The organism is Mixta theicola (genome assembly GCF_002895925.1).
In the GTDB taxonomy this organism is placed as follows: Bacteria; Pseudomonadota; Gammaproteobacteria; order Enterobacterales; family Enterobacteriaceae; genus Mixta; species Mixta theicola.
Map to the genome: position 1 here is coordinate 143,817 of NZ_NWUO01000004.1, position 13,564 is coordinate 157,380.

15 protein-coding genes are annotated in these 13,564 nt (G+C 53.4%); 14 read left to right on the forward strand and 1 reads right to left on the reverse strand.

Annotated features, from left to right (window positions below):
* The first annotated feature begins 1 nt into the window (after position 1).
* The 11 genes from gspF (at position 2) to COO59_RS07365 (ending at position 8,184) form a co-directional block, all read left to right on the forward strand.
* Positions 2–1,198, forward strand: coding sequence for a type II secretion system inner membrane protein GspF (gspF, locus tag COO59_RS07315; RefSeq protein ID WP_103059153.1), 1,197 nt, complete (start codon positions 2–4; stop codon positions 1,196–1,198).
* 10 nt (positions 1,199–1,208) lie between these two features.
* Complete coding sequence (gene gspG / locus COO59_RS07320) at positions 1,209–1,658, forward strand: type II secretion system major pseudopilin GspG (protein ID WP_103059154.1); 450 nt, start codon at positions 1,209–1,211, stop codon at positions 1,656–1,658.
* Positions 1,642–2,235, forward strand: coding sequence for a type II secretion system minor pseudopilin GspH (gspH, locus tag COO59_RS07325; RefSeq protein ID WP_103059155.1), 594 nt, complete (start codon positions 1,642–1,644; stop codon positions 2,233–2,235). The genes gspG and gspH overlap by 17 nt, the downstream gene beginning before the upstream one ends.
* A gap of 2 nt (positions 2,236–2,237) precedes the next feature.
* A complete protein-coding gene (gspI, locus tag COO59_RS07330; protein WP_276308261.1) occupies positions 2,238–2,612 on the forward strand; it encodes a type II secretion system minor pseudopilin GspI in 375 nt (124 codons plus the stop codon).
* On the forward strand, positions 2,599–3,219 hold the full coding sequence (gspJ, locus tag COO59_RS07335; RefSeq protein WP_103059157.1) for a type II secretion system minor pseudopilin GspJ: 621 nt from the start codon (positions 2,599–2,601) through the stop codon (positions 3,217–3,219). Before gspI ends, gspJ begins: the two co-directional genes overlap by 14 nt.
* A gap of 2 nt (positions 3,220–3,221) precedes the next feature.
* Complete coding sequence (gene gspK / locus COO59_RS07340; protein WP_165786500.1) at positions 3,222–4,250, forward strand: type II secretion system minor pseudopilin GspK; 1,029 nt, start codon at positions 3,222–3,224, stop codon at positions 4,248–4,250.
* Positions 4,251–4,274: 24 nt separating this feature from the next.
* Positions 4,275–5,426, forward strand: coding sequence for a type II secretion system protein GspL (gene gspL, locus COO59_RS07345; RefSeq protein ID WP_103059159.1), 1,152 nt, complete (start codon positions 4,275–4,277; stop codon positions 5,424–5,426).
* 3 nt (positions 5,427–5,429) lie between these two features.
* The gene (gene gspM, locus COO59_RS07350) at positions 5,430–5,948 is read left to right on the forward strand and encodes a type II secretion system protein GspM (protein WP_103059160.1); all 519 of its coding nucleotides are present in this window, start codon (positions 5,430–5,432) and stop codon (positions 5,946–5,948) included.
* A complete protein-coding gene (locus COO59_RS07355) occupies positions 5,949–6,809 on the forward strand; it encodes a prepilin peptidase (RefSeq protein ID WP_103059161.1) in 861 nt (286 codons plus the stop codon).
* Positions 6,810–6,870: 61 nt separating this feature from the next.
* The gene (gene gspS / locus COO59_RS07360; RefSeq protein ID WP_103059162.1) at positions 6,871–7,278 is read left to right on the forward strand and encodes a type II secretion system pilot lipoprotein GspS; all 408 of its coding nucleotides are present in this window, start codon (positions 6,871–6,873) and stop codon (positions 7,276–7,278) included.
* 96 nt (positions 7,279–7,374) lie between these two features.
* Positions 7,375–8,184: a hypothetical protein gene (locus COO59_RS07365; protein WP_103059163.1), complete on the forward strand. Its 810-nt coding sequence runs from the start codon at positions 7,375–7,377 to the stop codon at positions 8,182–8,184.
* Positions 8,185–8,779: 595 nt separating this feature from the next.
* On the opposite strand, the gene queG is transcribed toward COO59_RS07365, so the two are convergent.
* Complete coding sequence (gene queG, locus COO59_RS07370; protein ID WP_103059164.1) at positions 8,780–9,919, reverse strand: tRNA epoxyqueuosine(34) reductase QueG; 1,140 nt, start codon at positions 9,917–9,919, stop codon at positions 8,780–8,782.
* On the opposite strand from queG, the gene nnr reads away from it, so the two are divergent.
* Genes nnr through amiB form a run of 3 tightly spaced genes read left to right on the forward strand, consistent with a single transcriptional unit; the run spans position 9,918 to position 13,560 of the window.
* Complete coding sequence (gene nnr / locus COO59_RS07375) at positions 9,918–11,441, forward strand: bifunctional ADP-dependent NAD(P)H-hydrate dehydratase/NAD(P)H-hydrate epimerase (protein ID WP_103059165.1); 1,524 nt, start codon at positions 9,918–9,920, stop codon at positions 11,439–11,441. The two genes, queG and nnr, sit on opposite strands and share 2 nt — an antisense overlap.
* Positions 11,438–11,914 carry a tRNA (adenosine(37)-N6)-threonylcarbamoyltransferase complex ATPase subunit type 1 TsaE gene (gene tsaE, locus COO59_RS07380; RefSeq protein ID WP_103059166.1) on the forward strand — a complete coding sequence of 159 codons (477 nt, stop codon included), beginning with the start codon at positions 11,438–11,440 and terminating at the stop codon, positions 11,912–11,914. The genes nnr and tsaE overlap by 4 nt, the downstream gene beginning before the upstream one ends.
* On the forward strand, positions 11,914–13,560 hold the full coding sequence (gene amiB, locus COO59_RS07385) for an N-acetylmuramoyl-L-alanine amidase AmiB (RefSeq protein ID WP_409371603.1): 1,647 nt from the start codon (positions 11,914–11,916) through the stop codon (positions 13,558–13,560). Before tsaE ends, amiB begins: the two co-directional genes overlap by 1 nt.
* The last annotated feature ends 4 nt before the right edge of the window (positions 13,561–13,564 follow it).

Below are 13,564 nucleotides of genomic sequence, written 5' to 3' on the forward strand. Positions count from 1 at the left end.
CGTGGCGACATATCAGTATCAGGTATTAACGGCGGCAGGTAAGCAGCAGCAGGGCAGACTTGTTGCGGAAAATGTCCGTGATGCCCGCCAGCAGCTGCGTGAGAAAGGTCTGGTAGTGCTCATGCTGAAGGAGCAGGAAGCCGGACGTTTTCAACGGAGCAAACGGCTCTCAAGCCGCGATCTTGCCCTTGCGACGCGTCAGCTGGCGACGCTGGTAGCGGCAAGCTTACCGCTCGATCAGGCGTTACAGGCTGTCGCGCAGCAGAGTGAAAAAAAAGAGGTCAGGCACCTTTTTCAGCAGCTCAAAAACAGTATTACCGAAGGGCATTCGCTGGCGTCCGCCTTCGGCGCCTTTCCGGCGGTGTTTAATCGCATGTATTGCGCGATGATCGCCGCCGGCGAGCTATCCGGCCATTTACCGCTGGTATTGCAGCGGCTGGCGGTCTACGAGGAGCAGCGGCAAAAGCTAAAAGGGCAGCTGATGCAGGCGACTATCTATCCGCTGGTGTTAACGCTGGTTGCCTGCAGCGTGGTAACGATACTGCTTGTCGCCGTGGTGCCGAAAGTCGTTGAGCAGTTTATTACCATGAAACAGGCGCTGCCAGCGACCACGCAAATCCTGATTCTGATTAGCGACTTTTTACGCGCCTGGGGCGTGTGGATAGCATTAACCATCGGGCTGCTCGCGCTTGCTAACCGCTACTGGTTAAAAGAGCCTGGGCGATTGCTGAAACGGCATCAACAGCATTTAAGCTGGCCGATAATTGGCCGTTTAATCCGCGTGGTTAATACGGCGCGCTATGCGCGTACGCTGTTCATTCTGAACAGCAGCGCCGTTCCGCTGCTGGATGCGATGCGCATTAGCGCTTCAGTAATCAGCAATGAGTATGCGCGTCAGCTGCTAAGCCAGGCTGAGGAGAGAGTCAGAGAGGGCGAAAGTTTTTATCTGGCATTGCAAAAAACCCAGTTTTTTTCCCCCATGATGCTGCAAATGATTGCCGCAGGGGAGCAAAGCGGCAGGCTGGATGAAATGCTGGAGCGCTCGGCTGATTTGCAGGAAGAACAGCTATCGCAACAAATCACTCTCGCGCTTGGCCTGTTTGAGCCGGCATTAGTGATCGCTATGGCCAGCATCGTACTGTTTATTATCCTGGCGATTTTACAGCCGGTATTACAAATGAATGAAATGATTGGATAAGGAAATAATCATGAAATGCCGTAGGGAGCAAAACCGCAGCGCGCAGCGCGGCTTTACATTGCTGGAAATCATGGTGGTTATCGTGATTTTAGGCTTGCTGGCCAGCCTGACGATTCCACGCCTGATGGGAAGTAAACAGAAGGCGGATATACAAAAAGCCAGGAGCGATATTGCCACGCTGGAAAACGCGCTGGATATGTACAAGCTGGATAATTATCGTTATCCCACCAGCGAACAAGGACTTAACGCGCTGGTGAAAGAGCCGACCAGCGAACCGCTGCCCAAAAATTACCGTGCCGAAGGCTATATCCGCCGCCTGCCGCAGGATCCCTGGGGTAACGACTATCAGCTGCTTAATCCGGGCGAACATAGCGCGATCGATATTTTTTCATTCGGTCCCGGCGGCGAAATGCAGCCGGAACAGTTTATCGGCAACTGGCCTGATGAAAATTCGAACTGATCGCGCATATGCCAGGGGATTCACGCTGCTGGAAGTGCTGTGCGTCATCGCGCTGGTGGGAATGGCGAGCATGATGGTGATGCTCTCTATCCCGCACAACGGTCATCAGCGTCAGGATGAATACCAAAAGATTCAAACCCGGATAGCGCAGACGGCGCAGCAGGCGCAGCTTACGGGAGATGTTTACGGCTTTCGCCTGCTGCCTGATGGCTGGGAGATTGTGGTGCTGCGGCGCAACCAGTCGGCAGCTTCACTTCAACAAACGGAACAAAGCCCGGTTGCTGGCTATCACTGGCAGCTGGCCAGTTACGGCAGGCATGTCGTCAGGCATCAGCTGCCCGCAGATTTTCAGCTAACGCTGCTGACGGACACGCAGCGTTTCGATTCCGGTACGTCGGCGGATCCCGCTGCTGCTCCTCAGGTACTGTTTTTACCCGGAGGGGAAGTAACGCCATTTCGTTTTTATCTGCGGGATATTACTGACAGGCAGGCACAGGCGGTGCAACCGGTTATTCATATTAACGACCGGGGAATAATCGCTGAATCGGAAGGCCAAATTGCCGATACGCCGGGATGAATATGAAAGAGAAGGGAATGACATTATTAGAAGTGCTGGTAGCGATTTTTATTATTGCCGTTTCCGCCAGTGCCGTGGTGAGAATTGGTAGCCAGCAGGCTAATACGCTGAGCCACCTGCAACAGAAACAGCTGGGGATCTGGCTGGCGGATAACAAGCTGGTGGCGTTAAGCGAAAGTCGCACCGCCGTCAGCGCCAACTGGCGGCATGAAGAGACCATTATGGCCGATCGCCAATGGTTTGTTCGTTGGCGCAGCATCGACACAACCGATCCGCAGATCAATGCCCTGGTTGTTGAAGTCCGTAACGATAAAAAACAAAACAAACCACTGACGGCCCTACAAACCTATGTGAGCAGCAATCATGGCGAGCGCTAATCGATACCGCCGAACTCTGCAGCGCGGCTTTACGCTGTTGGAAATATTGATTGCTCTGGCGCTGACCGCTGGCCTGAGCCTGATGTGCTGGCAGGTGATGCACGGCGTGTTGTTAAACAGCGCGACGATAAAGCAACAGTCAACGCGGTTCACGCAGCTACAGTTTGCCGTCACCCTGTTGGAAAGGGATTTTAGCCAGGCGATGGTGTCCGCAACGCAGAGAAACCAGCTGACGGAGAGCGAAGCGGCCGCCAGGCAGGCGCTGTTAGCGGAAACGCAGGCGCATTTCCTGCGCCATAACTGGCTCAACCCCGGCGCGCTGTTGCCGCGCACCGAGCTTGAAGAAGTGGCATACCGGCTGAAGCAGGGCAGGCTGGAAAGATTAAGCTGGCGCTATCCGCAGCAGGGGGAAGATATGCCGCCTGCTATCACCACATTATTAACCGATACCGAATCCTTTCACATTTCTTATTATCGGGATGGGAAAGTAACGGATCGCTGGAATATGTTTAGCGCCTTGCCGGACAGCGTAAAGATTACTCTCCGGCTGACAGGCGTCGGCGAGATTCATCGTCGCATTATCGTAAAACCTACCGGTAAGGGATGAATATGTCGCGCCAAAAGGGAAGCGCTCTGCTGCTGGCATTGTTAATCATGGCGTTAATTACCGGCATCGCGGTAGTCACCGGCGATGACTTACAGCGGGCGCTGGTAAGAAATCAGACGCTGCAGTGGCAAACCGAAGCGAAGTGGGCGCTATCAGGCAATGAGGCTATTATTCTAAGCCAGCTGACCGGTCATCTGCCGTCGAGTAATGCGATACACCGGCCCGGTAAGATTGACGACATGATAATTGAATACCGTCTGCGGGATTTAAATAGCTGTTTTAATCTTAATGCGCTGCAACGCGTATCGCATCAGGCTGGATCTCAGCCGGTTGACGCCAGCGCCGAAGTTGTGGGAGCGCCGCCAAAAGCCGTTGAGCCGCCGCCGAAAACGGCAAAGAAAACGGCGGAAACCACGATGCCGCAGGCGAAAGAGCCTAATTCCGTTGCCGTATTTACACAGTTGGTGAAGTACGTAACGGGACTCGATAACGAGGCAGCGCAGCGGTTAACGCACAAAGTGGTGGAATGGGCTAATCCTGCGCCTTTGCTCGCCAGCGTCGATGGGCAGGCTGATGGGAAAAACAGGCTGCCCCCGATAATGGATATTAGCGAGTTACGTATTATCCCAGACCTTGAACTGACGCATTACCAGCAATTAAAGCCTTGGCTCTGCGTGCTGCCGGATACAGCGTTGAAAATTAATATTAACGCTCTGGAGGAGGCCAGCGCTCCGCTGCTGTCGGCGCTGACTATCGGTGAGCTAACAATAGATAAAGCCAAAACATTAATCCAAAGCCGTCCCGCGCAAGGATGGGATAAGCCTGAAGCAATAACCGCCTGGCTGACGGAAAATAATCAGTCATCAGCGGAGAAAATTATGCCGCTGTTAACGCTAACCGGTAATTACTTTTTACTCAGCCAGTGGGCGATGCGGGAAGAACAACGTTATGAGCTGCATTCATTAATAAAATATGACGGAAAAGATACTCATATTGAACAGCGTAAATACGGCATAAGCGGAATTAATTAAAACAAACGCAAAAGGGAATTTTGGATGCCTGGCCAATTATTTATCAGACCCTCCCTGTCAGTTAATGAGCGGGTTGAATGGCTGTACCAGACCCAGGGAGATGCGCCGGTTAGCGGCGAACTTACGGATATGACGCAGCTTAATAGGTTACAAACGTACGCTGCCGATGCCGAGGTCATTCTGCTGGTGCCTGGCGAAATGGTTATCTGCCTGCCCGCCGCTTTGCCGCTCATGGTTAAGGCAAAGCTGAATAAAAAGATGCTGAAGGCGCTGCCTTACCAGATTGAAGAGCAGATTATCGGCCCGGTGGAGGATCTGCACTGGACAGTGATCTCGTTTAAATCGCCTTATTATCTGCTGGGTATTAGCCAGCAGCAGCTACAGCAATGGCAAACGTTGTTTATTGAAGGCTTATTGCCATTGCATCGTATTATACCCGATAGCTTTTGTTTACCCGTTGCGCCTGATGAGGGCTGGAGTCTGTTATATGATAACCAGCGCTGCATTGTTCGGCAGCATGAATACCGCGGTCTGGTGCTAAAAGCGGGCTGGCTTGTACAGTTAGCGGGTTATGACCAGGTGCCGGTTGATGTTTACGGCAACGAGTTTTCTGCTACGCCGCCTGCGCGTTGGCAACATAAAGTACGCGGTGAAACGCTGGATATACTGGCGTATCACTCATTGCATTCGCACGTTAATTTGCTGGAAAAACCGTTACGTATCGCCGGGAAGCAAACACTGCCGGGATGGCGGATCGTGCCGGGCATAGCGGCGGCGGGGCTACTGGCTATCTGTATCGGACTGTTGTTAAGCGGCCAGAATTACTGGCAGCAGGCAGCCCGGCTGGAAGAAAAAAATATTCGCCTGTATCAGGCGCTGACCCATACGCAGAAAAAAATCAGTAATCCCCGTTTTCATCTGATGCAGCGCCTGAAAAGCAAAGCGGATCATAGTCCGCATTCTGATTTCAGACAGGTAATGCTAAAGATCGCTGAGGCCAGAAACCTGCATCCTGAGGTGACAATTAGCCGGCTACGCTATTCTGCGGCTGATAATTTACTGCAATTAACGGCTGAGGGAAAAGAATGGGAAGCTTTTTCCACTTTGTTGAACGCCCAGCCTGTTTATCAGCAAAGCGTTACCGGTGGTAATAAATCCTCCTTATTGCATGAGTAAATAATGATGAAACAACGTTTATTTCAGCGCTGGAGTGACTATTCAATACGGGAAAAGGTGCTCCTGGCGGTGCTGGCTGTTGCTGGCGTACTAATTCTGTGCTGGTTTGGATTACTGTCTCCATTGATGGATTATCAACAAAAGGGAAAAGAGAAAATGAATAAGGCGGTACAGGATTATTTATGGATGGCTGATAACGCAGCGCAATTTGATTTTATTTCTCCGGGAAAGGGAACAGAGGATCGCAACCTGGTACAGCGGGTTACGCAGGCGCTGAAAGAATATAAGCCAGAATTAACTATCGGCCCGGTGAACGAGCAGCAGCTGGAGCTGATTGGCGGCAGTGAACCCGTTGAATTTCTTCCGCTGATGCGCTTCTTAATTTATTTACAGGCTGACCAGGCTATCAAGGTAGATGAGGTCGATTTAGCTGCGGTAAAGGGTGACAGCAATCTGGTGCATATTAATAAGCTGATATTAAGCTGTGAAGCGAAAAGCATGTTGTGCAGGCAGGCAAAATAGATGGTGCTTGACGATATTTTTCTGGTATCGACAGCGAGCCTGCCGCCGTGGCTAGGGTGGAGTAGCCTGACAATTATTGGCCTGTGCGTGGGCAGTTTTCTTAACGTTATTATTTATCGTGTACCGTTGATGATCGCTGCGGCCGATCGTCTCTCCTCTACAGAGACAGGCGGCCCACAGGATATTCATCGCTTCAATTTATGGCTACCGGCATCGCATTGTCCACGCTGTCAACAAACGGTGGCATGGCACGATAATATTCCGTTAATCAGCTGGCTGTTATTACAGGCGAAATGTCGTCATTGTCGTCAGGCGATTAGTGGCCGGTATCCGACGGTTGAAGCGGCATCGCTCGTTCTGACGCTGGTGGCGGGATATTATTTCCCTCCGGGCGTCACGCTGTGTGGCGTGTTGCTGTTTGGCTGGCTATTGCTGGCGTTAACCGTTATCGATCTTGATTGCGGGCTGTTACCTGACTGGCTGACCTATAGCCTGCTCTGGAGCGGGCTGCTATTCAATCTGCACGATCGCTTTGTCCCTTTATCATCGGCGGTCATCGGTGCAGTGGCGGGTTATACGGTGCTTTGGCTGATTGTGATGTCTGCCAATCACGTCACCGGCAAACAGTGTATGGGCTACGGCGATTTGAAGCTAACCGCGGCGCTGGGCGCCTGGCTGGGATGGCAGGCGTTGCCCTTGTTACTGTTGCTGGCCTCTTCGTTAGGGGTGCTGATGATAGTGCTGCTTAATTTGCTGGCTAAGAAAAGCCTGAATACCGCTCTGCCTTTTGGTCCAGCCTTAGCGTTTAGCGCCTCAGTATTAATGGTCATGAATCAGCTGGACAACCTTTCTGGCTGGTAGGCTGGCATATTCAACGGCCGGTGCCTGGCGCGGCAGAATAACCACTAAATTAAGGAAGATTATGTTAATTAAACGATTATATTGCACCGCTGCGTTAATTCTGCTGCTTACCGGCTGCCAAAATTCAGTAAAAAAAGCAGAACAACCCGTGACGGTAAACGTTATATCGCCTGAAAGTCAGGTCAGCCAGCTGGCGGCCGTTGTTGCAGGCGGCGTTTACCTCAGGCAGCAATGTCAGGATCTCCAGGTGCCGGAGCGAGAGACTTTACTCTCACAGGTTATCTCTCTGGCGGAGCAGCGGGGCTGGGATGCATATAATAGCGTATATCTGATGCTGCCCAGCCAAAGCGAAATGTTTTACCAGGGCTTGCTCAACGATACAACCCCCTTATCTACCCAGTGTAAATTCTTCAAAAGCCATATCGGACCGTTAGTGGCAATGAAACAGGAAAAGCGTCCGGTTTATTAAGCCAGGACTGGAAAGACCGGAATGAAATCGCTTTGATGCCGTGCTTCAGTAAACCACTACACAGGCTATGGTGTCGGGCCGACAGGCGGCGGCGGCATGAACTACAAGGGAGTGCCGATGGTTAATGGTTACGTTGATACTCTTGATACCATTTATCGCGAAGAGGTTCAGCATAGCACCATTAATGTGGGTATCAATAAAGGAGAAGTGAACGGCGAGCTGAATACGGATGCGGATAAGATGTCTACCGTTACTGAAGATAAAAAAGTGGCCGGTAAGAATATCTCCTTTACGTTGGCTCCGGTTATGCCTTCTAAGAAAAAAACCGACAGTGCCGATCTACCATCTGTAACACCATCGAAACCGACAACGCCGACACAGCCCGCTAACACCTGGCCAACGGTAATACCGAGCAAGCCGATTATTACCAGCCCTGGCGGATCATCAGCCCTGGGCGGATTTACAGGAGCGGGTTCCGTGAAGCCAGTCGCCAATGCACCGGGCGGCGGCACGCGCTCGGATGTGACTCAGGCCGGTAAACCGAGTCGGTTATCTTCATCAACGCCAGCTGCGCCGGTTCAGTCTGTTAAATCCTCTTCCGGTAACAGCAGTAAAAGCGATGTCGCTGTTAAAGCCACGGGAATAGATACCCATAAGACGGAGATAAACACGACTGCTTTAGGGACAACGCCCGGCGTTGCCGGAATTTTTAAAGCAAGCCCGGCAAGCAACACACATTCACCGACGGCAGCATGGCCAGCTGTTCAACCGAACACCTCAATTGTTACCAGCATGGGATCATCAAGCATTCCGGGGCTTTTCAGTGGTAAGGGAAGTGCCAAATCGACGGCTGATGCAGGAAAAAAAATGGAGACCGTATCTGACACAGCGAAGAACCAAAAGTAATGACTAAGGACAGCCCCCTTTATATTGATACAGGCGGGCTGGTAACCAGAAGGACCTCAGCGTGAGAAGAGGTCCCTCCAGCCTGAGAAAACCGGGGAAATGACGGGTTAAATTTTTGCCAAAAAATTGGCTTGTATTTGCCTGACAATGCGTCCATAATCCGTGCCCTCTTCAGTACCAGCGAAGGGCGCGGATTAATCTTTAACGGCCTTATTCAGGATTTGCTGGGAAATTTGTTGCCGACTAACGGCAGCAGGCTGATCAATATCCTTACGGTAAAAACATTACCTCTTCTGCGAGATGCCAAAATGTTATCCACAGCGGTAAGCGGCGTCAGCTAAGCGAACAACGCATTTCGCCAAATGGGTTTAAACAGACTTATCCACAGGCTATGTTTATCTACAGCCGCACAGAGCCGTTATTGTTTACTTACATTATTACGGTAACTAACTGAAATATATAATTATGATAAGATTTCAATTTGTTATCGAGACCGCTTGCGCTTCCTGTTTCAGTTGAATGACAACGACTTTTTATTTTTATGCACAGCATGTGGAAAAGTCGGTGAGCTTACCGTGGGTGATTATATAAACAGTTACGCATCACGCGGCAGCCCTTTTTCAATAGCGCGCACCAGGCGTTTTTGCTGTGGCCGCTGCACTTCAATAGCATTCTCTGCCCGCTTAATCTTTTGCTGTTCCAGCGCCCAGGTAATATGTTCATCCAGCATGGCGTTTTCACCTAAACGGCTGGAAAGCGCAGCGATATTTTCCGCATCCCAGGGCGCATTGCCCAGCGCGACCGCAATATTGCGCAGCCAGCGTAAATGTCCGATACGGCGAATCGCCGAACCTTCAGTAATACGCAAAAATTTCGCTTCATCCCACGCAAAGAGTTCCGTTAGCGGCGGTGCATGCAGCGCGGCACGCGGGCTAAAGTCATCCTCATCGCTTAACTGAGCAAAACGATTCCACGGGCAAATCAGCTGACAATCGTCGCAGCCGTAAATGCGGTTGCCGATCAGCGGACGAAACGCTTCCGGGATCGCGCCTTCCAGTTCAATCGTCAGGTAAGAGATACAGCGGCGTGCATCGACCACATAAGGTTCAACAATCGCACCGGTCGGACAGGTGGTGATGCAGGCCACGCAGCGGCCGCACTGCTCCTCTTGTGGACGATCAACCGGCAGCGGCAAATCGATCAGCAGTTCGCCGAGGAAAAACCAGGAGCCAGCCTCACGGCTAAGGATAAGTGAGTGCTTACCTGTCCAGCCGAGACCCGCTTTGGCCGCCAGCGGCCGTTCCAGAAGCGGTGCTGAATCAACAAACGGGCGGAAATTTACCGCTTCGCAGCGCTCACGTATTAAATCGCCGAGCTTTTTCAGTCGATTGCGCAATACTTTGTGATAGTCGCGGCCTAAAGCGTAGCGGCTGACATAACCCAGACGGGGATTTTTTAGCGTGCTGGCAAAGGCGGCTTTCGCCGGTAAATAGTTCATCCGCACGCTAATTACGCGCAGGGTGCCGGGCAGCAGTTCATGCGGGCGGGCGCGCATCATGCCATGCCGCGCCATCCATTCCATCTCGCCATGATACTGCTTATCCAGCCAGGCCTGCAGACGCGGCTCTTCCAGGCTGAGATCGGTATCGCAAATGCCGACCTGCTGAAAGCCGAGCGATAATCCCCACTGTTTTATATCCTGAGCAAGCTGTTGAAGATCGAGAGGGTGTGACATGACTGACCATATTGAGAGAAAAAACGCCCGCAGTTTACCACACTCCGTCTGGCCTGCGCAGGCGCTGCGTCAGCTGGAAACCGAAGGCGCCGATCATCTTGGGATTACGCTTTATGAGCTGATGCTGCGTGCCGGTAGCGCCGCTTTTGATACTGTTTGCCAACGGTGGCCGCACGCCAGGCACTGGCTAATATTGTGTGGACACGGTAATAACGGCGGCGATGGCTATGTTATCGCGCGACTGGCGCAGGCGGCGGGATGTCAGGTCACGCTGCTGGCCTGTGACAGTAGCCATCCGCTGCCGGAAGAGGCGCAAAGCGCGCGTAACGGCTGGCTGGAGGCGGGCGGTGAAATACATGCGACGGATGCCGTCTGGCCGGAGCAGGTGGATATTATCGTTGACGCGCTGCTCGGCACCGGACTGAATCGGATGCCCGCTGCGCCTTACGATCGGCTGATTGAAAAGGCGAACCGGCATCCGGCACCGGTATTTTCTGTGGATATGCCTTCCGGTTTGGTCGCGGCCAACGGCAGCGCGCCGGGAGCCGTAATCGAAGCAGCCGTTACGCTGGCTTTGGTTGCGCTTAAACCTGGCCTGATAACCGGCAAAGCGCGCGATTATGTTGGACAGCTGCACTATCACGCGCTGGGGCTGGAGACGTGGCTTAGCGGCCAGCAGGCACCAATGGCGCGCTATGATGCGCAAGCCTTAACCCGTTGGCTACAGCCGCGCCGTCCGACGTCGCATAAAGGGGATCAGGGCCGCCTGTTGATTGTGGGCGGCGATCGCGGCACGGCCGGGGCGATTCGCATGACTGCAGAAGCCGCATTACGCACCGGCGCCGGCTTAGTGCGAGTACTCACCCACAAAGATAATATTGTTCCTGTCCTTAGCACTCGCCCGGAAATTATGGTGGATGAGCTAACCGATGAAGCGCTACAGCAACAGCTGGAATGGGCCGATATTATCGTTATCGGGCCGGGGCTGGGCCAAAAAGAGTGGGGTAAAAAAGCGCTGAGTCAGATAGAAAATTCTCAGAAACCGATGCTGTGGGATGCTGACGCGCTCAACCTGCTGGCATTCAATCCCGATAAACGTCAGAATCGCATCATTACGCCCCATCCCGGTGAAGCTGCGCGCTTGTTGAACCTGAAAACGGCGGAAGTTGAAAGTGATCGCTTACTTGCAGCTCAGCGCTTAGTAAAACGTTATGGCGGCGTGGTGGTTCTGAAAGGCGCGGGCACCATTATCGCCAGCGAAAGCGGGGAAATGGCGTTTGCCGATGTAGGAAATGCCGGCATGGCCTCGGGCGGCATGGGCGATGTGCTATCCGGCATTATTGGCGCACTGTGCGGCCAGCATCTGACGCTGTATGATGCTGCCTGTGCGGGCTGTGTCGTACATGGCGCGGCGGCAGACGCGGTGGCAGCGCGCTTTGGCACGCGCGGTATGCTGGCTACCGATCTGTTTTCCGCGCTGTATCAATTCGTTAATCCTGAGATGTTAAACAATAAAGCATGAATACCTGTGTTATCGCATTGCCTGACGAGGCGGCAACCCTCGCTCTGGGCGCCCACCTGGCCCGCGCCTGCGACAGCGCGGCGGTCATCTATCTTTATGGTGATTTAGGGGCCGGGAAAACGACCTTCAGTCGCGGCTTTTTACAGGCGTTAGGTCACCAGGGTAATGTCAAAAGCCCAACCTATACGCTGGTAGAACCTTATCAGCAGCTTGCCCGGCCGGTTTATCATTTTGATCTCTATCGTCTGGCCGATCCGGAAGAGCTGGAATTTATGGGCATTCGCGACTATTTCGCGGGCGATGCCATTTGCCTGGTAGAGTGGCCGCAGCAGGGCGCGGGCGTGCTGCCTGAACCCGATCTGTCGCTGACCTTAAGCTACGTAAACCAGGCGCGAGAAGCGAAACTGGCGGCCCATTCACCGCTGGGAGAACGCCTGCTCTCGCAGCTGCTAAACCATAAGGATCCCGCATAATGGCACGCATCAAGGTTATGCTGTTGATGCTGCTGTGCCTGTTATCCTCTACCACGCTGGCAGCCAACCTGTCTGATATTCAGGTATCGAACGGCGACAGTCAGGCAACGGTGACGCTAAGCTTTAATGGGCAGCCTATCTATGGCTTTTTCCCGTTGCATAACCCGGACCGCGTCGTGTTGGATATTCGCCAGTCCGGCGTGATTAAAGGTTTGCCGCTTAATTTTAGCGGCGATAACCTGGTCAAGCGCATCCGCACCAGCCAGCCGAAAGATAAACAGAGCATTCGCCTGGTTTTTGAATTGACGCAGCCGGGCAAAACGCGCGCGAAAACGCAGCGCAACGGCAGTGATTATAAGGTGGTATTTACGATTACCGGCAAGCCGGGCGGCGTTACGCGCGCGCCGGTCAGCACCATCGCGCCCGCGCCCGCTCAGCCGGCACATAATCCCTTTGACGGCAATCAGGTAACCGCGGTGTCCAACACCAACAGCCGCGTTGCGCCGGGCCAGAGCAACAGCGTTTCCAGCGATACGGTAATCGTCGCCATCGATGCCGGACACGGCGGCCAGGATCCGGGCGCTATTGGTATGAACGGTCTGAAAGAGAAAAACGTTACCATCGCTATCGCCCGTAAGCTGAAAGCCATGCTTAATGACGATCCCATGTTTAAAGGCGTGCTAACCCGCGATGGCGACTATTTTATCTCGGTAATGGGCCGTTCCGACGTGGCGCGCAAGCAAAACGCCAATCTGCTGGTCTCGATTCACGCCGATGCCGCACCAAACCGCAGCGCGCATGGCGCCTCGGTTTGGGTACTGTCAAACCGGCGTGCCAACAGTGAAATGGCCAACTGGCTGGAGCAGCATGAGAAACAGTCGGAGCTGCTGGGCGGAGCGGGCGATTTGCTGGCAAACAGCCAGGCGGATCCCTATCTGAGCCAGGCGGTATTGGATCTGCAGTTCGGTCATTCACAGCGCGTGGGTTATGATGCGGCGACTAAGGTTATTCAACAGCTACAGCAGGTCGGATCGCTGCATAAGCGGCGACCGGAACATGCCAGCCTCGGCGTGCTGCGCTCGCCGGATATTCCTTCACTGCTGGTTGAAACGGGTTTTATCAGTAACCCTGCCGAGGAGCGCCTGCTGGGCAGCAGCGCGTATCAGGAGAAGATTGCCGGGTCGATTTACCGTGGCCTGCGGAACTATTTCCTGACGCACCCGCTACAATCTGTCCCAAAGCAGGAAAACCGACCGTTGGCGCCTTCAACGGCGGTTGAAGTAGAAGCGAACAGCGCCAGTTCATCGGTAAGCTATACCGGCCCTGTCATGCGTCATGTGGTAAAGCGTGGCGAGACGCTGTCTGGCATTGCGGCGCACTACGGGGTTTCGATGACTGCGCTGGCGCAGCTGAACAACCTAAAAAAACAGAGCGTATGGGTCGGGCAGCGGCTTAAAGTGCCGACCAATGGCACGGTAAGCGCAGCGTCAGGCCGTGGTCCGCTGCGTCATAAAGTGGCGCGTGGTGACTCGCTGACCGCCATCGCGGTACACTATGGCGTCAGCGCTCAGGCTATTATGCAGGCCAATAATATGAAGTCGACTAACGTTATGCTGGGGCAAACGCTAAAAATTCCCGCCTCCTGATAAC

Coding starts and splice junctions, on each gene's coding strand:
- gspK (WP_165786500.1), top strand. CDS start 3,222: ATGTCGCGCCAAAAGGGAAGCGCTCTGCTGCTGGCATTGTTAATCATG.
- gspM (WP_103059160.1), top strand. CDS start 5,430: ATGATGAAACAACGTTTATTTCAGCGCTGGAGTGACTATTCAATACGG.
- queG (WP_103059164.1), bottom strand. CDS start 9,919: ATGTCACACCCTCTCGATCTTCAACAGCTTGCTCAGGATATAAAACAG.
- gspG (WP_103059154.1), top strand. CDS start 1,209: ATGAAATGCCGTAGGGAGCAAAACCGCAGCGCGCAGCGCGGCTTTACA.
- COO59_RS07355 (WP_103059161.1), top strand. CDS start 5,949: ATGGTGCTTGACGATATTTTTCTGGTATCGACAGCGAGCCTGCCGCCG.
- nnr (WP_103059165.1), top strand. CDS start 9,918: ATGACTGACCATATTGAGAGAAAAAACGCCCGCAGTTTACCACACTCC.
- gspL (WP_103059159.1), top strand. CDS start 4,275: ATGCCTGGCCAATTATTTATCAGACCCTCCCTGTCAGTTAATGAGCGG.
- gspS (WP_103059162.1), top strand. CDS start 6,871: ATGTTAATTAAACGATTATATTGCACCGCTGCGTTAATTCTGCTGCTT.
- amiB (WP_409371603.1), top strand. CDS start 11,914: ATGGCACGCATCAAGGTTATGCTGTTGATGCTGCTGTGCCTGTTATCC.
- tsaE (WP_103059166.1), top strand. CDS start 11,438: ATGAATACCTGTGTTATCGCATTGCCTGACGAGGCGGCAACCCTCGCT.
- gspI (WP_276308261.1), top strand. CDS start 2,238: ATGAAAGAGAAGGGAATGACATTATTAGAAGTGCTGGTAGCGATTTTT.
- gspJ (WP_103059157.1), top strand. CDS start 2,599: ATGGCGAGCGCTAATCGATACCGCCGAACTCTGCAGCGCGGCTTTACG.
- gspH (WP_103059155.1), top strand. CDS start 1,642: ATGAAAATTCGAACTGATCGCGCATATGCCAGGGGATTCACGCTGCTG.
- COO59_RS07365 (WP_103059163.1), top strand. CDS start 7,375: ATGAACTACAAGGGAGTGCCGATGGTTAATGGTTACGTTGATACTCTT.